Origin of the sequence: Bradyrhizobium forestalis, from assembly GCF_002795245.1 — a bacterium.
GTDB lineage: Bacteria > Pseudomonadota > Alphaproteobacteria > Rhizobiales > Xanthobacteraceae > Bradyrhizobium > Bradyrhizobium forestalis.
On sequence record NZ_PGVG01000035.1, the window covers coordinates 47,061 to 69,132 of the forward strand.

General features: G+C 65.0%; 17 protein-coding genes. 6 read left to right on the forward strand and 11 right to left on the reverse strand.

Translation table 11 applies throughout. The features are described 5' to 3' along the window. Positions 1 to 6: 6 nt before the first annotated feature. On the reverse strand, positions 7 to 363 hold the full coding sequence (locus CVM73_RS30400) for a hypothetical protein (protein ID WP_100235467.1): 357 nt from the start codon (positions 361 to 363) through the stop codon (positions 7 to 9). A 183-nt stretch (positions 364 to 546) separates the two neighbouring features. Between CVM73_RS30400 and CVM73_RS30405 the strand changes: the two genes are divergently transcribed. Beyond that, positions 547 to 771, forward strand: a complete 225-nt coding sequence (locus CVM73_RS30405) for a hypothetical protein (RefSeq protein ID WP_024339451.1) — start codon at positions 547 to 549, stop codon at positions 769 to 771. Positions 772 to 1,052: 281 nt separating this feature from the next. Here CVM73_RS30405 and CVM73_RS30410 read toward each other — a convergent pair whose 3' ends face one another. Continuing rightward, complete coding sequence (locus CVM73_RS30410) at positions 1,053 to 1,709, reverse strand: glutathione S-transferase family protein (protein ID WP_100235468.1); 657 nt, start codon at positions 1,707 to 1,709, stop codon at positions 1,053 to 1,055. Between the two features lie 164 nt (positions 1,710 to 1,873). On the opposite strand from CVM73_RS30410, the gene CVM73_RS30415 reads away from it, so the two are divergent. Continuing rightward, positions 1,874 to 3,097 (forward strand): polyhydroxyalkanoate depolymerase, encoded by a 1,224-nt coding sequence (locus tag CVM73_RS30415; protein WP_100235469.1) that lies wholly within the window; start codon positions 1,874 to 1,876, stop codon positions 3,095 to 3,097. A gap of 48 nt (positions 3,098 to 3,145) precedes the next feature. Here the strand turns inward: CVM73_RS30415 and CVM73_RS30420 are convergent, their stop codons facing one another. From CVM73_RS30420 to CVM73_RS30455, 8 genes are all read right to left on the reverse strand, one after another. Then, on the reverse strand, positions 3,146 to 6,472 hold the full coding sequence (locus CVM73_RS30420) for an AAA family ATPase (RefSeq protein WP_167407145.1): 3,327 nt from the start codon (positions 6,470 to 6,472) through the stop codon (positions 3,146 to 3,148). A 311-nt stretch (positions 6,473 to 6,783) separates the two neighbouring features. Further along, entirely contained in the window at positions 6,784 to 7,302 is a 519-nt protein-coding gene (locus CVM73_RS30425) for a hypothetical protein (protein WP_100235492.1), read from the reverse strand. A gap of 447 nt (positions 7,303 to 7,749) precedes the next feature. Continuing rightward, entirely contained in the window at positions 7,750 to 9,606 is a 1,857-nt protein-coding gene (locus CVM73_RS30430; protein ID WP_208639261.1) for an ABC transporter ATP-binding protein, read from the reverse strand. A gap of 195 nt (positions 9,607 to 9,801) precedes the next feature. Then, positions 9,802 to 10,728 (reverse strand): 2-hydroxyacid dehydrogenase, encoded by a 927-nt coding sequence (locus CVM73_RS30435; RefSeq protein WP_100235471.1) that lies wholly within the window; start codon positions 10,726 to 10,728, stop codon positions 9,802 to 9,804. Positions 10,729 to 10,735: 7 nt separating this feature from the next. Continuing rightward, the gene (locus tag CVM73_RS30440) at positions 10,736 to 12,064 is read right to left on the reverse strand and encodes an NAD(P)/FAD-dependent oxidoreductase (protein WP_100235472.1); all 1,329 of its coding nucleotides are present in this window, start codon (positions 12,062 to 12,064) and stop codon (positions 10,736 to 10,738) included. 39 nt (positions 12,065 to 12,103) lie between these two features. After that, positions 12,104 to 12,979, reverse strand: coding sequence for an ABC transporter permease (locus CVM73_RS30445; protein ID WP_100235473.1), 876 nt, complete (start codon positions 12,977 to 12,979; stop codon positions 12,104 to 12,106). A gap of 4 nt (positions 12,980 to 12,983) precedes the next feature. Next, the gene (locus tag CVM73_RS30450; RefSeq protein WP_100235474.1) at positions 12,984 to 13,934 is read right to left on the reverse strand and encodes an ABC transporter permease; all 951 of its coding nucleotides are present in this window, start codon (positions 13,932 to 13,934) and stop codon (positions 12,984 to 12,986) included. 27 nt (positions 13,935 to 13,961) lie between these two features. Continuing rightward, positions 13,962 to 15,653, reverse strand: coding sequence for a peptide ABC transporter substrate-binding protein (locus CVM73_RS30455; RefSeq protein WP_100235475.1), 1,692 nt, complete (start codon positions 15,651 to 15,653; stop codon positions 13,962 to 13,964). A gap of 221 nt (positions 15,654 to 15,874) precedes the next feature. Here CVM73_RS30455 and CVM73_RS30460 point away from each other — a divergent pair, with 221 nt between their 5' ends. Both CVM73_RS30460 and CVM73_RS30465 read left to right on the forward strand, forming a co-directional pair. Continuing rightward, positions 15,875 to 16,507: a cupin domain-containing protein gene (locus CVM73_RS30460; protein ID WP_100235476.1), complete on the forward strand. Its 633-nt coding sequence runs from the start codon at positions 15,875 to 15,877 to the stop codon at positions 16,505 to 16,507. A 127-nt stretch (positions 16,508 to 16,634) separates the two neighbouring features. Beyond that, a complete protein-coding gene (locus CVM73_RS30465) occupies positions 16,635 to 18,494 on the forward strand; it encodes an ATP-binding protein (protein WP_100235477.1) in 1,860 nt (619 codons plus the stop codon). Positions 18,495 to 18,766: 272 nt separating this feature from the next. On the opposite strand, the gene CVM73_RS30470 is transcribed toward CVM73_RS30465, so the two are convergent. Beyond that, complete coding sequence (locus tag CVM73_RS30470; protein WP_100235494.1) at positions 18,767 to 19,792, reverse strand: AraC family transcriptional regulator; 1,026 nt, start codon at positions 19,790 to 19,792, stop codon at positions 18,767 to 18,769. A gap of 187 nt (positions 19,793 to 19,979) precedes the next feature. On the opposite strand from CVM73_RS30470, the gene CVM73_RS30475 reads away from it, so the two are divergent. Together CVM73_RS30475 and CVM73_RS30480 are read left to right on the forward strand one after the other, a co-directional pair. Then, the gene (locus tag CVM73_RS30475; protein ID WP_100235478.1) at positions 19,980 to 20,429 is read left to right on the forward strand and encodes a cupin domain-containing protein; all 450 of its coding nucleotides are present in this window, start codon (positions 19,980 to 19,982) and stop codon (positions 20,427 to 20,429) included. Positions 20,430 to 20,535: 106 nt separating this feature from the next. Continuing rightward, positions 20,536 to 22,026 carry a flavin-containing monooxygenase gene (locus tag CVM73_RS30480; RefSeq protein WP_167407146.1) on the forward strand — a complete coding sequence of 497 codons (1,491 nt, stop codon included), beginning with the start codon at positions 20,536 to 20,538 and terminating at the stop codon, positions 22,024 to 22,026. Positions 22,027 to 22,072 lie beyond the last annotated feature (46 nt).

Below are 22,072 nucleotides of genomic sequence, written 5' to 3' on the forward strand. Positions count from 1 at the left end.
CGGCAGTTATTTCGCCGCGTCCTTGGCCGGCGGCGCGTCCTGCTTCTTCTTCAGATCCTCGGCCGTCTTCGCCTGCGCGGCCTGGAGATCGCCGAGCGTCTTCTGCAAGCCGGCGATGCCTGTCTTCAACGCGTCGATCTGGCGATTGGCGGCATCCAGCTTCTGCTGATGATCGAGGGTGAGCTTGGTGATCGTCTTCTGCAGGAAGTCGACATTGCTCTGGAGACAGCTGGTGCGGCGCTCCATGGTCTTCTCGACCGTGCAGATCTCGATGCCGGGCACGTCCTGCGCGAGCACCGGCAGGGCTGCCTGCGTGGCGAGCAGCAACATCGCGAAACAAATGCCGGCGTTTCGAAGCAGCATGAAAGTTCCTCGACCAGTCGATCACATCAATGTGCGCTGTTTGCGCGCAGCCGCGTGAGGCTACCACACTCGCACCGCATTCTCGCGTTGAGCTTGGGCTCGTTCCCCTGGGACGGGGAGCAATGAACCGCACGCGGACGAAGTGGGCGCTCTCCGCGGCTTTGTTTAGGGGAGATTTTTGGAATGGCAACGCGCGATAGACGTTTGGCGGAATTCGATGGCGCCGGAGAACCACCGCCGGGCCTGCCACTCGAAGTGCTATGCGAGGATCACAGCGGAACATATCAACTGCCGTTCGCCTGCCGCTATGTCGAGGGACGCTGGCAGAACCACGAGGCCGGCATTGCGGTCGAAGCAACCGTGATCGGCTGGCGCCTGCCGCGCGTGAAGCAGCGCGGGGCCGCCTGAAGGCGGTCTTGTTTCAAAATGCGACGGGGCCGCGCTTCCGCTTTAACCTTCGGAACGCGGCCCGAACGAATCACGTCCGAATCAGCCGAAACGCCGTGTACGCATCTGTTCACGGCTAGATGTCGACACGCCGCTGCGGGCGCGTACAATATCTCGGCAGCGCGGCGGACGGGCCGGGCCTGGCACCGGCGCCAAAGGTTAATCGTGACAAAGGCATAGCTGGGAGGGCCGCCGCGCCAGGACCCTCGCCGCCGAAACAGGCAGCGCCGCGCAACATCTGCCTAATATTCGACCTCGAGCTCCTCGATCTCGGCGGGCTCCTCCTTCGCCGCCGCGATCCATTCCTGCATCTCCGGCATCGCCATGATGGTGTCGGCATAGGCCTTCAGCGGCGGCGCGAGCTTGACGTCGTAGGTCACAAAGCGCGTCACCACCGGGGCGTACATTGCATCCGCCATGGTGCGCTGCGCGCCGAACAGGAACGGGCCGCCCGATTTCTCCAGACAGTCGCGCCAGATGAACCAGACGCGGTCGATGTCGGCCTGCGCCCGCGACCAGATCTTGAAGCCGGGAAAGTGCCCCTTCAGGTTGACCGGCAGCGAGGCGCGCAGCGTGGTGAAGCCGGAATGGATTTCGCCTGAGATCGAGCGGCAATGGGCGCGCTGGATGCGGTCGGCCGGCAACAGCCCGGCCTCCGGCATCACCTCGTTGAGATATTCGGCGATTGCCAGCGTGTCCCAGACCACGGCGCCCTCGTGCCGCAGGCACGGCACCAGGATCGATGATGACAGCAGCAGGATTTCGGCGCGCGCCGACGGATCGTCCGGCGCGGTGACGATTTCCTCGAAATCGAGCCCGGAGAACTTCGTCAGCAGCCATCCGCGCAGCGACCAGGACGAGTAGTTCTTGCTGCTGATGGTCAGTGTCGCCTTCGCCATGGAGCCCTTCCCTCACGTCTGGGCAACGCACCGCCGCGCGTGCGGGCCCGTGACCTGTGCTTCACACCCGGAGAGCAGCAAGCGACGTGCCAATTTTCCGGGCGATCCCGCTCCCGTCTGGCTTCGATATTGCATCACGACAGGAGACAGGTGGGCATTTCAGTATGATGTCGATGTATTATCAGGCCTTTCAGAACCACATGGACCTGACGGCGCCGTGGCGCGCCGGGGCTTCGTCCGCGCTCAAATTCCTCAATCTGGTGCCTCAGGGCCTATCGGACCAGGTCGTCGGCCGGCTGTCGGCCGCGCTGGAGCTGATCTCGCGCTCCACCCTGACCTATGACCGACCGGCCTACGGCATCGACAGCGTCATGGTGGGCAACCGCGAAATCGCCGTCACCGAGGAGATCGCCTACGCGACGCCATTCGGCTCGCTGCTGCATTTTCGCAAGGACGGCGCGGGCGAGCAGCCGCGCATGCTGCTGGTGGCGCCGATGTCCGGACACTTCGCCACGCTGCTGCGCGGCACCGTGAAGACGCTGCTCCAGGACCACGACGTCTACATCACCGACTGGCACAATCCGCGCGACATTCCGCGCAGCGAAGGCCGCTTCGGGCTCGACGACTACACCGAGCACCTGATCGATTTCCTCGGGCAATTGGGTCCGCGTCCGCACATGGTCGCGATCTGCCAGCCCTCGGTGTCGGCGCTCGCGGCCGCGGCGATCATGTGCGAGGACAACCATCCCTCGCGCCCGGCGACGCTGACGCTGATGGCGGGCCCGATCGACACGCGGATTCAGCCGACCAGGGTCAACGACTTCGCCAAGAGCAAGCCGATCGAATGGTTCGAGCGCAATTTGATCAATTACGTGCCGATGCAGTGTCGCGGCGCGCTGCGGAAAGTCTATCCCGGCTTCGTGCAGCTCACCGCCTTCGTCTCGATGAATCTCGAGCGCCACATCAAGCAGCATCTCGACCTCGCCAGCCACATCGCCAAGGGCGAGAAGGAGAAGGCCGCGACCATCAAGACGTTCTACGACGAATATTTCGCCGTGATGGATCTGCCTGCGGAATTCTACATTGAGACCGTGCGCGACGTGTTCCAGGAGCATCTCCTGCCGCAAGGCAAGCTGATGCATCGCGGCCGTCCCGTAAACACCAGGGCGGTCAGCCGCATGGGCCTGATGACGGTCGAGGGCGAGAAGGACGACATCTGCTCGATCGGCCAGACGCTCGCCGCCCAGGACCTCTGCACCGGCGTGCGCGCCTATCGCCGCGTCCACCACATGCAGGCCGGCGTCGGCCATTACGGCGTGTTCTCCGGCAAGCGCTGGAACAACGAGATCTATCCGCTGCTGCGGGATTTCGTGCACGTCAATTCGTGACCGCCACCCCCTGAAGCGCAGACATCCCGCCAGGGAAGAGGCACGTCGTCAATGCTCTTGCCCGAGCAGCTGCTTCGCTTCCTCGACCTCAGAGAGATTTCGCTCCGCATCGAATTCAACGAGGACGGGAGCGAGCAGCTCGGATACCCTGCCCGCTCGGCCAGCTGTCTTGTACAGGCGCGCGAGCCCGAGGGCGCTGCGCAACTCGAAAGTCTTCGTCTGCTGGCCTCGTGCGATTTCCAGCGCTTGCTTGAGGGCATCTTCGGCACTGGATTCGTTCGAAGGATGACGCGACAAGAGCTCTCCCCGGACGCGGTGCAGCTCGGCATCAAGCCAACGCTGACCGGATTGTCCCGTCCAGGCGATCAATTCACTCAAGATTTCGAGTCCGGTTTCGACCTGGCCCACCTCTGCGTCCGCCATGGCGACATGCATTCCCCAAAAGGGTTCGCAGAGGTAGCAGTCATTCTCGTGCAACAAGGTCCAGCCGTGACGCATGTCCGCCAGACCGGCCATTCGGTCGCCGGCACGCCACTTGGCGAGGCCATTCAGGTAGGTGCCGGCGGCCACGTACAGCGGCATCGTATGGTCGCGCGCGAGACCGAGCGCCAGGATCGTCTCGGTCTGCTGCAACATGCCCCCGCATAGTCCGTCGAACACGGCGCGATGAACAAGCGCGTTGGCCTGGGAAAGTGCCCGCTTTTCTCCTGAAGCATTCACCGCTTCTGCGGCGAGCCTGCGTGCGCGAGCGATGGTGCCGAGCGGCCAGAGCACCAGGGCGAGAAATCGCATGATCACGAACGGGAGATCCAGCGCTGAAGCCCTGAAGGTCGCGGGATCCGGTTCGGCCCGATAGATCGCCAGCGCCCGCTCAAGATGCGCTCGCGCGTTCAAATAGTCGCCGGCGAACCAGCAGGTCACTCCGCCAGTCCAATGAGCAACGACGGCGGCAACGGGCGAGTCTGGCCGTCGGTCAGCGGCGCTCCTGATGGCATCCGCCAGCTCCCGCATCGGAGCAAGTTCGCCATGCGTCAGGCAGGCATTGAAGAGGCCCGAATGGACCGGCGCAAGTTCAACGGGGTCATCGATACCAGCCGCGAATTGTCGCGCGCGCGTCCATGCCGCCACCGTTTCGGGAGCGTTATGCCCAAGGCCACCCCGCAATGCGCGGCCATATGCGATCTGAAGATGAAGCCTGCTCATCATCCGGCCGGGATCATCGGGCAACTCATCGGCGGCGGCAATTGCCTTGCCGAGGTGTGCAATCGCCTCGGAATAGGCCGAGCGTTTCAGCGCCTGATGTCCCGCCTTGCGCCACCATTCGAGGGCGACTTCGCTCAACCCCGCCTCAGTGAAGTGGTGCGCCAGTACTTCCGGCTCAGTCTCGGCCACGGCTGGAAACTTCTCACGCAGGACATCGCCGATCCGCTTGTGAAGCACCTGCCGTTTGCTCCTAAGCAGGCCCTCATAGGCTGCCTCCTGAACGAGAGCGTGCCTGAAGCTATAATTTGCTTCGGGCGGAGTTCCGCGACGCACCAGCAGTTCGGCCTCTTCGAGTTGTCCCAGCGCAGCGCTCAGCGTCAGATCTTCGCGTCCCGTCACATATCTCAGCAGAGCATATGAAAAGTCGCGTCCGATGGCGGCGCCTATCTGCGCCACCTCCTTGACCGGCGCCAGCCGGTCGAGCCGCGCCATCAGCGAATCCTGCAGCGTCGCGGGAATGGCGAGCGGCGGGAGCGGACTGTCGAGGCGGTAGCGTCCGGACTCTTCGACGAGCAATCCGGACTCCAGCACCATCTTGGTCAGCTCCTCGACGAACAGCGGAATGCCATCCGTCTTGTCGATGATTTGCTCCATCATCTCGCGCGGCAGCTGGCGGCCAACCGCCACCTGCTCGATCAGCGCGCGCGTGTCCTGCCGGTCGAGACGGTCGAGCCGCAGCAGACTGACGTTGGCAAGGCCCGACCAGGAGGGCTCGAACTCCGGCCGGGATGTCATGAGCACGAGGATCGGCAGCCCCCTGATCCGATCGACGGCAAGATCGAACAGCTCGAGTGACGTGGCATCGGCCCAGTGCATATCCTCGCAGACAATCAGCAGAGGCTGCTCTCGCGCCAAGCCCTCGAGCTGATCGAGAAGCGCGGCAAATGTCTGTCGGCGTTGCTGCGCCGGGCTCAACCCGAGCGGCGGACAACGGTCGCCGATGGGAATGGAGAGGAGAGCCGCAATGAGCGGTGTCGCTTGAACGACCTGCTGTGTTCCGAGCGCCAGCATTGCCTCGAGCTTGTCGAGCTTTTGCCCGGGCGTGTCGTGCGAGCGAATTCCGGCGGCGCGCTCGAGCTGGGCGACAAAGGGATGAAGCGCACTATTGGTGTGGTAAGGCGAGCACTGATATCGCACCCGGCGGTGCGCCCCCAACGAGGGGCTTTCGGACAGCATTGCGACAATGCGCGACTTGCCGATGCCCGCTTCGCCCGAAATCAATACGATCCGGCCCTGGCCCTGCCAAGCCTCTCGCTGCCGCGCGAGGATGAATTCGATCTCGTTCTTGCGGCCGACAAAGCCGATCGAGCGCGCGGCACGGACTGCCTCGAAGCGGCTCTCGGATGCGGTCGCTCCTTCCACCGCCCAGACTGCGATGGGTTCTGCTATCCCCTTGACCTCCCGGCGGCCAAGATTGCGAAGGGAGAAGAGATCGCCAAGCAGCCGGCGCGTGGACGAGGCAACGACGACCACCCCCGGCTCCGCCAGGCTCTGGAGCCGGGCGGCGAGGTTTGGTGTATCGCCGATGGTCGCGTGCTCCTCCGACGCATCTCCGCTGATGAGGTCGCCGACCACCACGAGTCCGGTCGCAATTGCGATCCGCAGCTCAACCCGTTCGCCGGCGCCCGTTTTGAGGAGGCGTATCGCGGAGATCATGTCGAGGCCCGCGCGCACCGCGCGCTCCGCATCATCTTCGTGGGCGCGCGGATAGCCGAAATAGACGAGTATTCCGTCGCCGACGAATCTGGCTATCCTGCCATCATAAGCAGCAACAGCGCTCGCGCAGGCAGCGCGGTAGGCCCGGATCACCTCCCACATATCCTCGGGATCGAGACGCGCCGAGAGCGCAGTCGAGCCGACCAGATCGCAAAACATGACGGTGAGGTGACGCCGCTCGGCGTCCTGAGGAGGAACCGGCGATGCGATCAACGCGGCTGGATCGAGGTCGGCGATAGCACGCAGCATTCTGCGGCGATGGCCGAGCAGGACTCCGAGCTTATCGAAATCCTCGTCCATCAGTTCGGGAAGGACACCTATGTCGATCCCATTCTGGGCAAAACGCTCCGCGTATTGCCCAAGCCTCAGCTTCTCGAGCCACTCCGCGATCTGCATTGGCTCCACCGATCGTGTGGTTGGCGGTTAGCAGAATTTTGGACCACGGCGCGGGGACAATATACCAACGCCACCATGATGGCACGTCTTGTTTGTTGCGCGATGACTTAGGTCTCTCAATACCGATATCGCTTTGAAGCATTGACGCTGCTCGATGCGAACGGCTTTGCTACTAAACATCGTTGGCACGCAGCGTTGGACGGCAGAGGTTGCGATGAGTCGTCGCGATCGTTCCAAGCCAGAACCGAACCAACACTGCGGCTTGTGCTCACGTATGGTGCCAAGCGGATGCTTCCCGCGCCGCAATTCCTTCATTGCTCGCTGATCGGCGCTTCATAGCTGCGAGCCATCGTGCCCGCCGCAACTTGGAGCGAAGAACCAACCGCCCAACAGCCGGCAACAAAACCTATCAAGCCATTAGGCAGGTTTTGGTCAAGGACAAGGATGCTGACGGACAGAGTTGCAGCGATTGCCGCGCCGAACGTTCCGGCCGCACTCATGATCTCGACCGGCTCGGAACCGTTCCATTCTTCCGAGATGCTCGATGTCGGCCGCTGTGCGGCGACATTGCCGGACAAATCAATTCCGACATAGAAGCCGAGAGCTCCGTAGAGCATCGTTACCAGGACGATCCAGCCGCTTTCAAACAGTCCGGCTTTCTGACGTAACAGGGTCGCACCAACATAGAGGCCGCCAGAGGCTCCAACGGCTGCCAGCCCGATTCTTTCGAGCAGATGGGCTGATCTGATCAGACTGGAACGAGCGATCCGAAGATTGCTGACGCGCCTCGTTAAAGAGAAGGCGCTGGAAATTGCGCTGCTTATCTTCATGGGGAGCTCCTTCTGAGTAAGTAGCAGCCTACCGGCCGACCCCCGAACAGAAGCTGCGTGAGTTGCGCGATGCCCTTTCATTCCAATTTCTGAAGGATCTTTGCTGAGTGATGGGATTGGCTTGCTCGTGAGCAAGACGGAGCCAAATCCAAAGCTGCGAGCATGCGGCTGCGCAGGCATTGCATCTCACCCGTGTCTGGCAAATGGTGCGGGTGCGGCAATTTCTTGGGAGAATGGTAATTCAGAAAGAGAGCGATTGAGTATGAAGCGGTTCACACACTGCGCTTCCCTGTCGCTCCATTCGGTCACAATTTCCGGAGGACGCGTCTGCATCGCCGCGATAACCGGACGCGAACACGCTGGATCTGCAACGCGCGGTTGGTCAGCAAGCTACCCGCGTCTCGCCGAGATCAGAGATTCGCGCTTGGCTTCGTGAAGCTCGCAGTGTCATGCCGACCACTCCTCGCCCCAGACCTGCACGACGTGGCCGGGCGACACTTCGCGATATTGCCGCACCGGCGGCTGATAATCCGGCGCACGCACCGGGCTTCTGATCTCGTCGTTGGATGCTTCGCGCCTGGTGCCGCGGCGCGACGGGTCTGGCACCGGCACCGCGGCCATCAGCTTTTTCGTATAGGGATGCTGCGGGTTGCCGAACACCGAAGCGCGCGGACCGATTTCGACGATCTCGCCGAGATACATCACTGCGACGCGGTGGCTCATGCGCTCGACCACGGCGATGTCGTGGGAGATGAAGAGATAGGCGAGGCCCATGCCGGCCTGAAGGTCGAGCATCAAATTGACGACCTGTGCCTTGACTGAGACGTCGAGCGCGGAAACCGCTTCGTCCGCGACGATCAGTTTCGGCCCGAGCGCGAGCGCGCGGGCGATGCAGATGCGCTGGCGTTGGCCGCCGGAGAATTCGTGCGGGAAGCGCGCGGCCATGTCGGCGGAGAGGCCGACGCGGACGAGAAGGTCGGCGACCTTGTCGCGCGCCTGCGCCGCAGTGGCAAGTCCATTGGCGAGCAGTGGCGCTGCAATCGCAGTTCCCACCGACATGCGCGGATTGAGGCTCGCGAACGGATCCTGAAACACGATCTGCATGTGTTTGCGGAAATCGCGTAAAGCTCGGCCGTTCATGGCCAGCACATCCTGACCCTCGATCAGGACCGTGCCGCTATCCGGCTCCGTCAGTTTCAGGATGGAGCGGCCCGTCGTCGACTTGCCGCAGCCGGATTCGCCGACCAACGCCAGCGTCTCGCCGGCGCGCAAGGTGAAGGAGACGTTCTCGACCGCATGGACGCGGCCCGAAACCTTGCCGAACAGGCCCGAGCGGATCGGGAAACGCGTGGTGAGGCCAGAGACTTCCAGCAGCGGCCGCTCGGCCGTCGAAACAGTGTCGGGCGTCTCCACCGGCTCGTCCGAAGTCCCCGTCACCTTGTCGACGATCGGAAAGCGCATCGGCCGCGCGCGTCCGTCCATCGAGCCGAGACGCGGCACGGCCGCGAGCAGCGCGCGTGTGTAGGGATGCGAAGGCGCGGCAAAGATGCGCGAGGTCGCATCAAGCTCCACCGCCTGTCCGCCATACATTACCACGGTACGGTCCGCGATCTCGGCGACCACGCCCATGTCGTGGGTGATGAAGAGGATCGACATCCCCTCCTCCTGCTGGAGCTCCTTCAAGAGCTCGAGGATCTGGGCCTGGATGGTGACGTCGAGCGCGGTGGTCGGTTCGTCCGCGATCAGAAGCTTCGGCTTGCAGGCCAGCGCCATCGCGATCATCACGCGCTGGCGCATGCCGCCGGAGAAGCGATGCGGATGCTCGTGGAAGCGCGATGTCGCCGCGGGGATGCGGACGCGATCGAGCAGGCGGATGGTTTCGGCCTCCGCCGCCGCGCGCGACAGGCCGCGATGCTGGATCAGCGCCTCCGCGATCTGGAAGCCGATGGTGAGCACCGGATTGAGGCTCGTCATCGGCTCCTGGAAGATCATGGCGACGTCATTGCCGCGAATGTCCTTCATGCTCGCCTCGGGCAGCGCGAGCAGATCGCGCCCCGCCAGCATGACGCGGCCCTCGACGCGGCCGATCTCCTTCGGAACAAGACGCATGATCGAAAGCGCGGTGACGCTCTTGCCCGAGCCGGATTCGCCGACGATCGCGACCGTCTCGCGCGGTGCGACATCGAACGAGACGTTGCGGACGACGGGGACCCATCGCCGCTCGAGCATGAAGGAGGTGGTGAGGCCGGAGACCGAGAGCACGGGGGCGCTGGCAACGATGAGTTTGGTCGCGGCGCTGCTCATAGGTGGACCTCGAGGCCTGCCGCGGAGAAAGTGCGCCCCCTCCCCCGCTTGCGGGGGAGGGTTGGGGAGAGGGTGTCTCCGCAGGCGAGACCCCCCAAGAGGAGAGAGCCCTCACCCGGCGCTTCGCGCCGACCTCTCCCGCAAGCGGGAGAGGTAAGCGGAGTCTGTGGCTGCACCGATGTCACCATCATCACCTCAATAGCCGCGCGTACGATCGACACGCCCCGGCAGCTCCTCGCCGCGGCGGTGACGGGCGATGACGTCGAGCACGAAATCGACCGCCGTATCCGGCGTCGTCATGCTGGCATTGTGCGGCGTCAGCAGGATGCGCGGATGGCTCCAGAACGGATGTCCTGCCGGCAGCGGCTCGGGATCGGCGACGTCGAGCACCGCGCCTGACAGCGCGCCGCTGTCGAGGGCCGCGAGGAAATCGGCCTCGACGAGATGCGGGCCACGCCCGACATTGACGAGCCCTGCCCCATGCGGCAGGCCCGCGAACAGGTCGGCATTGAGAATGCCGCGCGTCTGATCCGTCAGCGGCAGCAGGCAGACGAGAATATCGGCCTGCGCCAGAAAGTCCGGCAAGGCATCAGCGCCCGCGTAACAGGTGACGCCTTCGATCTCGCGCGGCGAACGATTCCACCCCGATAACGCAAAGCCGAACGCCTTGAGACGTTCGAGCACGGCCTGGCCGAGCTGGCCGAGCCCCATCACACCGACACGCCGGCGCTTGGCCGGCGTGATCCGGATCTCGCGCCAGACCTGCTCTTTCTGCTGGCTGATGAAATCAAGGAGATCGCGATGCAGGGCGAGCACGGCCATGGTGACGTATTCGACCATGGTCTCGGCGATGCCGGGCTCCAGCATGCGGACCAGCGGAATGTGCGCCGGAACTTTCGTGGTGTCGAACTGATCGACGCCCGCGCCAACCGAGAAGACCAGCTCGAGATTGGGAAAGGTCGTCGCGATGTCATCCGGCGGCACCCATACCACGAGATGGCGGATTTCGGCGGGATTGCCGATGTCGGGCCAGAGCCGGAACGGGATGTCGGGCGCGCGCTCCGCGAAGAAGCGCGCCCACTCGGCGCCGCGTACCATGTTGGCCTTGTAGAGAACCGTCATGCCGCCCTCAGAACGGGCTGACCGGCGCGAGCCGCCGGCCGTCGATCATGCGCTTGTGGCTGTAGGCGGCGGGATCGACCAGCGGCGTCGCACCGGTCACGATATCGGCGGCGAGCTTGCCGGCCGCGGGGCCGATGCCGAAGCCATGACCGGAGAAGCCGGTGGCGAGGAAGAAGCCCGGCAGCGCATCGACCGGCGAGATCACGGGGATCGTGTCGGGCGTGCAGTCGATGGTGCCGCCCCAGGCCTCCGCGATCTCGATGTCCTTCAATTCCGGATTCGACTTGATCAGCGCCGTCAGCGCCGAATTGACCAGCGACATGTCGGGCGCGGGATCGCGCACGCGCTCGGCCTCGAACGGCGACGGCTTGTCGAAGCTCCAATTCGTGCCGCGCATGATCTGGTCGAAGAACGACTTGCCGAGCGACATCTTCAATCCGTTGCGGCGGTGCAGATAGGGCGGCCAGAAGGTCCAGGCGTAACGCAGCAGGTCGGGTGACAGCTCGACCGTGCCGCGGTTGCGCAGTGCCAGTGTAAAACCGCCGTCGAGCCGGCGACGGATGCAGTAGAAGTCGGTGCCGAGTGCGCCGGAGGTGATCTCCGGTCCCGGCGTGGTGCGGCAGGCGGTGGCGTTGACGAGGCCGATCGGCAGCTCGACGCCGTGACGGCGGCAGAACAGCGACGACCACGCGCCGCCCGCGAGCAGCACGGATTGCGTGCGAATGGTGCCCTTCTCGGTGACGACGGCGCTGACTCTCCCGCCGGTCGTCTCCAGCCCGCGCGCGGCGCAGCCCTGGTGGATGGTGACGCCGTGCTTTCGCGCGGCAGTGGCGAGCGCGGGCACGGCCATCGACGGCTCGGCGCGTCCGTCGCTCGGCGTGTGCAGGCCGCCGACCCATGTGTCGGCATTATCAGGCATGCGCTCGGCGACCTCGGCCGGCGTCAGCACGGTGGAGTGGACCTGCTGCTCGCGTGCGATCGCGGCCCAACGTTCCCAGCCGGCGAGCTCGTCCTTGCTCTTGGTCAGGAACAAAACGCCGGTGCGGCGGAAGCCGGCATCGACGCCGGCATCGTTCTGCATGTCCTCCCACAGCCGCAGCGCCTCGCGGGCGAGCGGGATTTCCTCGCGGGCGCGGCCCTGCTGGCGGCACCAGCCCCAATTGCGGCTCGACTGCTCGCCGCCGACATGGCCCTTCTCGACCAGGGCGACGGAGTGTCCCTTCTTCGCCAAATGATAGGCCGCCGAGACGCCGATGACGCCGCCGCCGATGACGACGACATCCACCTGCGCCGGCAGGCGTTCATCGCTGTTGATACGGTTGAGCGGCGGGGACATGGGGCACTCCTGGAGTTCAGTTCGTTCGAGTTCTGCTCGTCACGGGATGTTCATTCGCGGGTCGAGCGCGTCGCGCAGGCCGTCACCGAGACAGTTGAAGCTGGTCACGGCGAGCGTGATGGCGACGCCCGGCGCGATCGCGAGCCAGGGCGCGCTGGTGAGATAGATCTGCGCGTTGTTGAGCATGTTGCCCCAGCTCGCCGCCGGCGGCTGGATGCCGTAGCCGAGATAGCTGACGTAGGATTCGAGCAGGATCGCCTTGGCGACGTTCAGCGTCGCGGCGACCACGATCGGCGCGATCGCATTGGGCACGAGCTCGCGGAACATGATGCGCAGGTTGGACGAGCCGAAGGCGAGCGCGGCCACCGCGAACTCGCGCTCGCGCAGCGAGCGCACCTGGGCCTCGACGACGCGGGCAACCGCCATCCACGCGGTCGCCGCGATCAGAATGGTGGTGGTGACGAGGCCCGGCTCGGTGAGTGCCGCGAGCGCGAGCAGCAGGAAGATGGTCGGAAAGCACAGCACGGCATCGACGAGCCGCATCAAGACCGCGCCGACCACGCCGCCATAGAAGCCGGCGAAGGCGCCGACGGCGATGCCGACCGCCATCGCGATCACCATCGCGACGATGCCGATCGAGAGCGAGACGCGGCCGCCCATCATCAGCCGCGCCAGCACGTCGCGGCCGAGCTCGTCGGTGCCGAGGATATGCGCGCCCGACAGCGGCGGCGCGAACCGCTTCATGATGTCGATATAGGTGTCGTCGAACGGCAGCAGATAGGGACCGAACGCCGAGCCGAGCACGAGCACCAGGATGATCACGGCGCCCGCGAGCGCGAGCCGGTGCCGGCGGAAGCGCCGCCACGCCGCCTGGCCGGGGGCGAGCTGAACTGTGGACAGGGTCGCGGTCGCCATCGCTTCAGCCCACCCGGATGCGCGGATCGACCACGGCATAGAGGATATCGGCGAGCAGCGAGCCGATCAGCACCATCGTCGCCGAGAACATCAGGATGCCCATCACCACGGGATAGTCGCGATAGCCGATGGAATCGAGGAACAGCCGGCCCATGCCGGGCCAGGTGAACACGGTCTCGGCGACCAGCGCGCCGCCCAGCAGCGTCGGAAACTGCAGGCCAGCGACCGTGATCATCGGCAACAGCGCGTTACGCAGCGCGTGCACCGTGAGGATGCGCCATTCCGGCATGCCCTTGGCGCGCGCAGTGCGGATGTAATCCTGGTTGATGACCTCGAGCATGGAGGAGCGCATGAAGCGGCCCCACATCGCGGTCTCGACCAGCGCCAGCACCATTGCCGGCGCGATCAGGTGATGCAGCAGGTCGAGGAAGGAGCCGTCGCCGACGGTCTGCCGGTTGCCGGCCGGCAGCCAGCCGAGCTTAACCGAAAACACGTAGATGGTGACGAGGCCGAACCAGAAGGTCGGGATCGACAGCGCGATCATGGCGCCGACGGTGGCGAGCGTATCGAACAGCGAATAGCGGCGCAGCGCGCCAAGGATGCCGATCCAGCAGCCGAGCAGCACCGCGATGATGGTCGCCGTCGCCATCAGCTCCAGGGTGGCGCCGAGATGCGATGAGATCACCGACAGCACCGTCTCGCCGTCGCGATAGGAGCGGCCCCAGTCGCCTTTGAGCATTCGGCCGAACCAGTCGAGATACTGGATCGGCAGCGGCCGATCGAGCCCGAGTTGCCTGGTGACGCGGTCGAGATCCTCCTGCGTCATCTGCCCGGACACAGCAAACTGCGATAGCGGGCCGCCGGGCGCCAGATGCAGGATGGCAAAGCCGATTCCCGAGACGATCACCAGCAGCATGACCGCCTGCGCCAGGCGATTGACGACGTAACGGGCCATCTCAGGCGATCCAGCGTGCCCAGGACATCAGGCCCAGTACCATTCGCGGATATTCCAGCAGTTGATGGAGGTGTTGATGTTGGGACGGAAGCCTTGCAGCCCCTCTTTCACGCCTTCGGCGATGAAGCCCTGGAACATCGGCAGGATCGCAAGGTCGTTGCGGATCAGCTTTTGCAGATCGCCATAGGTGGTCTTGCGCTGTGCGAGCTCGAACTGCTTGGCGCCTTCGGCGAGGAGACGATCCGCCTCGGGGTTCTTGTACTGATAGGTGTTGTAGCCGCGGCCGCCCTTGGCAGGGATCGCGCCGGAGCCGAAGCGCGGCGTCACGTCGGGATCGCTGCCGAGCATGAAGTTCACCGACACCAGCACCGAGTTGAACTTCGACTGCTGCCAGAAGTCACCCCAGATCACCGCGGCCGGCATGTTGTTGACGCGCATCGCAGCGCCGATCGCGCGCCAGTCCTGGATCAGGAGCTGCTGGGTCTGCTCGCGCACCGCATTGCCCGATGTCGTCGAGTTGGTGAATTCGAGCTTGACGCCGCCCTTCTCGCGCACGCCACCGGAGCCGCGCACCCACCCCGCCGCATCGAGCAGCGCGTTGGCCTTGGCCGGATCGTATTTGTGCTGCGGCAGTCCCTGCTGAAACGACCAGGCCTGCTGCGGCACAAAACTCTCGGTCTGCGTCGGCAGACCGTAATAGAGCGCATCGATGATCGCCTGCTTGTTGATGGCGAGATAGAGCGCCTCGCGCACCGCGCGGTCGGCGAAGGGACCGAACTCCAGATTCGGCGCGATATGCTCCACGGAGGACGTCGAGGAGACGACGATCTTGCGGCCCTTCAGCGTCTTCGCCTCCTGCACGAAGTTCGGCAAGATGCCTTGCAGGCCGGTGTAGTCGACCTGTCCGGTGCGGAACTGGGTGTAGAGCACGGTAAGGTCGGGGATGTATTTGAAGACCACGCGCTCAACGTAAGGACCTTTGCCGTGATAGCCGGTGTGGGCGTTGAGCAGGATGTGGTCGCCGGGCACGCGCTCGCCCCACCGGAACGGCCCGGTGCCGACGGGCGCATTGTGGAACGGCGAGGCGTTCGGATCGGACGCCTTCTCCAGGATGTGTTTTGGCACGATGAAGGTCAGCGATCCCAGGATCGACATGTAGGGTGAATAGGGCGCTTCCATGCGCCAATGGATCTCGTCGGCTGCGACGACCTTGATGTCCTTGACAAGGCTGTGGCCGACGCGGCTGCGCGCGCGGAAGTTGGGATCGTTGATCAGCTCGAGCGAGAACTTGACGTCCTCGGCCGTGAACGGCGTGCCGTCGTGCCACTTCACGTCGTTGCGCAGCTTGATCTTCCAGGTCAGGCCGTCGGCCGACAGGCCGCCATTCTCGATGGTCGGGACTTCGCGTGCGAGGTCGGGAACGAAATTGCCGGCAGGATCGATGAACCAGAGCAGCGAGAACACCTGCCACCAGATGCCCTGGTCGACCTCGATGCCGGGCATCAGGGGGTGAAAGACGGTCGGCTCCTGCGACAGCGCGGCGATCACCTGGCCGCGCGGCTTGTCCGGCGGATTGGTCGGGCGTTCGGTCTGGGCGAAGGCGTTGCCCGAAAGCGTCCATCCCGCCGCGGCTCCGGCGCCGAGCTGGAAGAATTGACGGCGATTCGGAATGCCGAGATGCAGTGCCCCAACGCCGAGCTTGCCGGTGTCGTCTGCCATGACCCACTCTCCGTTTCCGCACGCGGCACCGTCTCCCGCGCCCCCGAGACCCCGGCAAAGGGACAGGAGTGGGCTTTAGTGCTTCTAAATTTTTCAGCCAAAATTTCATCATGACTAAATACAGCTGTCAATCGCATTGCTAGTATGCGCGACCTTTTCATTCCGACTAAAGCCACGGGACCGATCCGGTCCGAGGCTGAGATGATGCATGGGAGAGCGACATGAATGGTCGCGGCGACACGAACGGCCCCAAGAACGTTGCGACGGTCGAGGCCGACGACGCCGTCGACCAGCGCCTGGGTGAAACCGTGCGGCTGCTGCGGCAGCGTGCCGGCCTGTCGATCCAGGACGTCGCCAACAAGACCGGCCTGTCCACCGGCATGATCAGCCAGCTCGAACGCGCGCGCGCCATGCCGTCGATCCGCACCCTGCGCCTGCTCAGCATCGCGCTCGACGTTCCCATCTCCTATTTCTTCGAGAGCAGCGATCCCGCCGACGGGCAGCGCTACATCGTGCGCAAGAACAACCGGCGGCTGCTGCGGCTCACCGCCAGCGGCGTCGTCAAGGAAGCGCTGACCCCGGAAGGCAAAGGCCAGCTCGAGCTCTACGAGCTCACGCTCAACCCCGGCGCCTCCTCCGGCACCGACTTCCTGCAGCACACCGGCGAGAAGGCGGGTTACATCCTCTCGGGCAGCCTGCGGCTGTGGCTCGACAACCAGGCCCACCTGCTGGAAGCCGGCGACAGCTTTCGTTTTCCGAGCATCGTGCCGCACATGTTCGACAACCCGACCCAGCAGGTGGCGCGCGTGATCTGGGTGACGACGCTGCGCCAGACCGATCCGCCGGCGGGTTGAGGCGGCCCCGTTCCGCACCACCGGAAATTGCCCCTCGACGCCGCCGCGCCGAGTCTGTAGCTCACATGTGCCCGCTGCTCGACAAGGCGACCGGGCGGTCCGCGGCAGGCGTCTTTGGTGTGAGACCATGAAACTCAGGGGGCTTCTGACACTCGCGTTGGCCGCACAGGTCGTCGTGACTGCTGCAGTCTTCCTGACCTCCGATCTGGTGACCGGCACCGCGGAATTCGGCACGGCCCAGCTCATCGCCCTGCTCGCGAGCGCCGCTGTTGCGGTGTTGCTTGCCCATCTCTGCACCCGCACGATCGAGACATGGCAGCAAGAACGCACCGCTGAGCAGCTGGCTGAGCAGGCGCAGGCCAGCGCACAGATGATGCAAGCGGTCATCAAGACCGCGCTCGATGCCTTCATTCAGATCGACGAAAGCGGTGCCGTGCTGGAGTGGAGCTTTCAGGCGGAGGCGCTGACCGGATGGACGCGGCAGGAGGCTCTCGGCGCCGACGTGGTCGATCTCGTTGTCGCCGAGCCGCTGCGCGCCGCCTTCAGGCAACGCATGGCGCGCCTCGTTCCGGAATTGTCCGACACGCCGGCCGGCATGCGCTTCGAAGTCACCTTGGTCCACAGGAACGGCGAGCGCATTCTGGCCGAGGCGGCCGGCACGGTGTCGCGGATCGGAGAGCGCTCCATCATCAACACCTTCGTCAGGGACATCACCCAGAAGCGCGCCGCCGAGGAGCAGCTGATCCAGTCCCAGAAGATGGAGGCGGTCGGGCAGCTCACCGGCGGCATCGCGCACGAATTCAACAACATGCTCACGGTGATAACAGGCACGATCGAGATCCTCGCCGACGCCGTCAAGGACAACCCGCCGCTCGCGACCATCACCAAGCTGATCAGCGAGGCCGCCGATCGCGGCGCTGCGCTGACATCGAGCCTGCTCTCCTTTGCCCGCAAGCAGGCGCTCCAGCCGGCCGAGATCGACGTCAACGAGCTGATCGAAGAGCTCGCCAAGCTGCTGCTGGCCACCTTCGACAAGAAGATCGAGATCGCGACGAAGCTCGATCGCGCCGTCTGGCTCGCCTACGCCGACCGCGGCCAACTGAGCTCGGCGCTGCTCAACCTCGCGATCAACGCCCGCGATGCCATGCTGGACGGCGGCAGGCTGACGTTGACGACGTGCAACGTCGTGTTCGGCGTGCGCGAGGCGCTGGCGGTCGGCGCCGGTTATGCCGGCGACTATGTGGGGATCGCGATCGCCGACACCGGCACAGGCATTCCGCAGGCCATTCTCGAACGCATCTTCGACCCGTTCTTCTCGACCAAGGAGATCGGCAAGGGCACGGGGCTCGGGCTCAGCATGGTGTTCGGCTTCGTCAAGCAATCCGGCGGCGGCATCAAGGTCGCGTCCGAGGAAGGCCGCGGCACGATCTTCACGATCTACCTGCCGAAGGCGGAGACGAGCACGCTGCGGCCGACCGGCTACGACGATCGCAAGATCGTGGGCGGTAAGGAGACCATTCTCTGCGTCGAGGACGACCGCGAGGTCCGCCACTACGTCACGGTCCAGCTCGAAGGCCTCGGCTATAAGGTCATCCCCGCCGCCGATGCGACCGAAGCCCTCGCCATCGTAGCCGAAGGCACGCCGTTCGACCTGCTCTTCACCGACATCGTGATGGCCGGCAGCATGAACGGACGCGAGCTCGCCGAGCAGATGGTTGCCGCACGGCCGTCTCTGCGCGTCCTCTTCACCTCCGGCTACGCCTACGACTCGCTGCACGCGCAGGGACGCGCCACGATGGGCGCGCCGCTGCTGCGAAAGCCCTACCGCAAGGCCGAGCTGGCACGCCTGCTGCGCCGCTGCCTCGACACCGCAGTCGATTCCGCCGGCGATGCGATCCCGACGCCCTACTCGGTGCAGGCCGACGTCGAAGCGTTTCTGCGCCGGCAGGCGGCGGAAGACAACGGCAAGACGCGGTCGCGGAAATAGCGATCTCACGCCTAAAGCGGAACGGCTTTAAGTTGATTACTGCGGTGGCTCCTTCACCTCTCCCGCTTGCGGGAGAGGCGTAGGCCGCCTCCGGCGGCCGTCATCTTAAGAAACGCCGAGGCAAAGCCTCGGCTATGGCGAAGCGCCGGGAGAGGGCTTTTTCCACTTGGGGATTGCCCCATTGAGGATACACCCTCTCCCCAACCCTCTCCCGCAAGCGGGCGAGGGAGCGCACCTCCTTCGTTGCTGCATCAAACCAAATCTCGTCGCACCTAGCTCATCCGTCGCCGCAGCGTGGCCGACGGCGTCTCGCCGAATTTTTCGCGGTAGGCGCCGGCCATGCGGCCAAGATGGGTGAAGCCGAGATCGAAGGCGATGTCGGTGATAGAGGCATCAGGCGCGGCTTGCGCAAGGCGCGCATGCAGGCCAGCAAGGCGCATGTCGAGCAGCATCTGCGAGATGGACAGGCCGAAGTGACGGCGGAAGCCGAGCTGCAGCGCGCGGATGCCGACGCCGGACACGCAGGCGAGCTGCGCGAGATCGAGCGGCTCGCCGGCCTTGTCCGCCAGATGGTCGCGCGCGGCGCGGAGCGCGCGCGGCAGGCGCTCGGCCTGCCCTGAGAACGTTTGAATCGCATCCGACAGGCCATGCCGCTGGCCATTGAGGAGGTGATCCAGCAGCAGCTCGCGCCAATCGGCCATCGCGACCGGTGGCAGCCGGCCGGAGGATCCGAGCCGTTCGGCGAGCGCCATCAGCCCGGCAAGACTCGCTCGCAAGGCCCGCCCGGAGGGCGCGTCCAGATCGATCACGGGATCGAACTCGACCACCCCAGCCGCCCTGCCCGATAGCGCCGCGGCGCGCTGCTCGACCATGCGGCGGTCGAGCAGCAGGATTGCCTGCGCACAGTCGCTCCACATCATCCGGGTCGGAATCGTCGGCGACAGCAGCGACGCCGTCCGGTCCGGCGCGGCATCGAGCTCGCGATGACCAGCACGAATGCGGGCGCTGCCCGCGAGCGGGACCTGCACCAGGAAGAAGCGCTCGAGGCAGCCCGGATCGATGCTGACCGATCCGCCATAGGCGACGTAATTAATGGAAAAGCCCTCGAACGCCGCGCAATTATGCCGGGCCGAGAAGCCAGCCGCCCGCGCCGCTGCCGGCTTGAGATCGTGCGGGCAGAAGATGCGCCCGATCTGCTCGGCGGCTTCGTCGACATCATCCGTGGTGACACGGGCGAAGGCTGCAAGCCGCTCGGCTGCGGGCGCCCTTGCGCTCATTTCCAGCACGGCTGCGGACATCATCGACCACGCTTCGCGTCGCGGAATTGCTTTAAGCCTATAATAGTTCCCCGCATGCGAAAAGGGCCGCGCCCGCAAAATCGTCGTGCTGCATGGCAATAGCCGCGCGGGATTCGTTTAGCGGATAGACAGGCGGCCTGCAGCTGGCGGAAGCTCCGTCCCCGCCGGAATCCATGAGGAGCAAGCCATGACTGCACTCGAAAAGGGCATTACTGCGAACGGCACGGGCTATGGCGGCAAGAGCTGGAACATCCTGGGCCAGGTCTATTTCCCCAAGGCCGTCACCGACTCCACCTTCGCGTTCGAAACCAACAGCGATCCCGGGCAGTTCGTGCCGGTGCACATCCATCCGACCCAGGACGAGTTCATCCTGGTGCAGGAGGGTACGCTCGACCTCAAGCTCGACGGTCAATGGGTCAAGGCCCATGCCGGCGACCTCGTGCGCATGCCGCGCGGCATTCCGCACGGCTATTTCAACAAGTCCGACAAGCCGTGCCGCGCGCTGTTCTGGGTCTCGCCGATGCAGAAGCTGGAGGCGCTGTTCAACCAGTTGAACAATCTGACCGACCCTGCCGAGGTCGTGCGTATCTCCGCGCTGCATGAGGTCGATTTCCTGCCGCCCGAGGCCAACGACTAGGCGGCAGCCTCCTCGCCCACTTCCATCTGCCTGCAGCTCGGCCGGCCGCGCCTTGCGGCCGAACCTGGCCGCATGCGCGCGAAACCCATCGATTGCGAGCAACCCCATGGTCAGCCCAAAACATGTCTGCGTGATCGGCGCCGGCGTCTCCGGCCTTGCCGCCGCAAAAGCGTTCGCCACCCGCGGCCACCGCGTCACCATCGTCGAGCGCAGCTCAGATCTCGGCGGCGTCTGGGAGCCGGTGCGCTCCTATCCTGAGGTGCAGACGCAGAGCCCGAAGGAGCTCTACCGCTACACAGACCGCGCCATGCCGGACGCCTATCCGGAATGGCCGAGTGGGCCGCAGGTCCATGCCTATCTCGCCGATTACGCCAGGAGTTTTGGCCTCGACCGCATGCTGCGCCTCGACACCGAGGTTGCCGGCATGGAACGGCGCGCTGACGGCAAGCCGGGCTGGACGCTCGGGCTCAGCGACAAGAACGGCACGTCGAAGGAAGACTTCGATTTCGTCGCCGTCTGCACCGGCCAGTTCAACGAGCCGCGTGAGCTGCATTGCCCCGGCGAGGACGCTTTCCTGGCGCAGGGCGGCCAGATCCTGCACTCGTCGAAATATGGCGACTCGGCGCTGGCGAAGGGACACCGCGTCGTCGTGCTCGGCGGCTCGAAGTCCGCGACCGACATCGCCGTGAACGCGGTGAAGTCAGGCGCGCGCGAGGTGACCATCGTGATGCGCGAGCCGGTCTGGCGCATCCCCTATTTCATCGGCGGCCTCGTGAACTTCAAGCGCATCCTCTACATCCGCGCGCAGGAGGAGATGTTTCCGGGCTGGGGCGCCAGTCCAATGGCGCGGCTCGCGCACCGCATCGCCGCGCCGCTGGTCTGGGCCAACTGGCGCGGGCTGGAAAGCCTGCTGAAGGCGCAGCTCAAGCTCGGCCGCTGCAACATGGTGCCGAAGGAGCGGATCGAGGACGGCGTCAACTGCTCGGTGCCGATCGCAACGCCGGGCTTCTATCCGATGGTCGCCGACGGCCGCATCAAGGCGGTGTTCAGCACGTTCGATCATTATGACGGCGACAGCATCGTGATGAGCGGCGGCGAGCGCATCAGTGCCGACGTCGCCGTGCTCGCGATCGGCTACAAGCTCGGCGTGCCGTTCCTCCCCGAAGCGTATCGGCAGAAACTGGTCGATGCCGACGGGCAGTACCGGCTCTATCGTCTGATCGCCAATCCTGATCTGCCGGAGCTTGGCTTCGTCGGCTTCAACTCGTCGTTCTGCACCGTGCTCTGCGCCGATCTCGCCGCCAACTGGCTGGTGCGCTATGCCGACGGCCAGCTCGCCAACCAGCCGACGGCGCAAGCAATGCGCGACAACATCGAGATGATGCTGCACTTCAAGCGCGTCGAGCGGCCGGCCGCGGGCGTCTATGGCGGCCTCTGCGTCGCGCCCTATCACTACCGCCATTTCGACGAGCTGATGGCCGACATCGGCGCGAAGAACCAGAAGCGCGGCGGGCTTGCCGGGCGCTTCTCGCCGCCGGATGCGGATGCCTATGCGAAGTTCCTGGCTTCGGCGCCGGACTACCAGGCCACGGCGTGAGAGGAGAATTGCGGCTGCCCGCGTCTGACGTTTACGATCTCGCTGG

What these genes read in the sequence shown, in the direction of transcription:
- CVM73_RS30400 (WP_100235467.1), bottom strand. Translation starts at nt 363, where the DNA reads ATGCTGCTTCGAAACGCCGGCATTTGTTTCGCGATGTTGCTGCTCGCC.
- CVM73_RS30405 (WP_024339451.1), top strand. Translation starts at nt 547, where the DNA reads ATGGCAACGCGCGATAGACGTTTGGCGGAATTCGATGGCGCCGGAGAA.
- CVM73_RS30410 (WP_100235468.1), bottom strand. Translation starts at nt 1,709, where the DNA reads ATGGCGAAGGCGACACTGACCATCAGCAGCAAGAACTACTCGTCCTGG.
- CVM73_RS30415 (WP_100235469.1), top strand. Translation starts at nt 1,874, where the DNA reads ATGATGTCGATGTATTATCAGGCCTTTCAGAACCACATGGACCTGACG.
- CVM73_RS30420 (WP_167407145.1), bottom strand. Translation starts at nt 6,472, where the DNA reads ATGCAGATCGCGGAGTGGCTCGAGAAGCTGAGGCTTGGGCAATACGCG.
- CVM73_RS30425 (WP_100235492.1), bottom strand. Translation starts at nt 7,302, where the DNA reads ATGAAGATAAGCAGCGCAATTTCCAGCGCCTTCTCTTTAACGAGGCGC.
- CVM73_RS30430 (WP_208639261.1), bottom strand. Translation starts at nt 9,606, where the DNA reads ATGAGCAGCGCCGCGACCAAACTCATCGTTGCCAGCGCCCCCGTGCTC.
- CVM73_RS30435 (WP_100235471.1), bottom strand. Translation starts at nt 10,728, where the DNA reads ATGACGGTTCTCTACAAGGCCAACATGGTACGCGGCGCCGAGTGGGCG.
- CVM73_RS30440 (WP_100235472.1), bottom strand. Translation starts at nt 12,064, where the DNA reads ATGTCCCCGCCGCTCAACCGTATCAACAGCGATGAACGCCTGCCGGCG.
- CVM73_RS30445 (WP_100235473.1), bottom strand. Translation starts at nt 12,979, where the DNA reads ATGGCGACCGCGACCCTGTCCACAGTTCAGCTCGCCCCCGGCCAGGCG.
- CVM73_RS30450 (WP_100235474.1), bottom strand. Translation starts at nt 13,934, where the DNA reads ATGGCCCGTTACGTCGTCAATCGCCTGGCGCAGGCGGTCATGCTGCTG.
- CVM73_RS30455 (WP_100235475.1), bottom strand. Translation starts at nt 15,653, where the DNA reads ATGGCAGACGACACCGGCAAGCTCGGCGTTGGGGCACTGCATCTCGGC.
- CVM73_RS30460 (WP_100235476.1), top strand. Translation starts at nt 15,875, where the DNA reads ATGAATGGTCGCGGCGACACGAACGGCCCCAAGAACGTTGCGACGGTC.
- CVM73_RS30465 (WP_100235477.1), top strand. Translation starts at nt 16,635, where the DNA reads ATGAAACTCAGGGGGCTTCTGACACTCGCGTTGGCCGCACAGGTCGTC.
- CVM73_RS30470 (WP_100235494.1), bottom strand. Translation starts at nt 19,792, where the DNA reads ATGTCCGCAGCCGTGCTGGAAATGAGCGCAAGGGCGCCCGCAGCCGAG.
- CVM73_RS30475 (WP_100235478.1), top strand. Translation starts at nt 19,980, where the DNA reads ATGACTGCACTCGAAAAGGGCATTACTGCGAACGGCACGGGCTATGGC.
- CVM73_RS30480 (WP_167407146.1), top strand. Translation starts at nt 20,536, where the DNA reads ATGGTCAGCCCAAAACATGTCTGCGTGATCGGCGCCGGCGTCTCCGGC.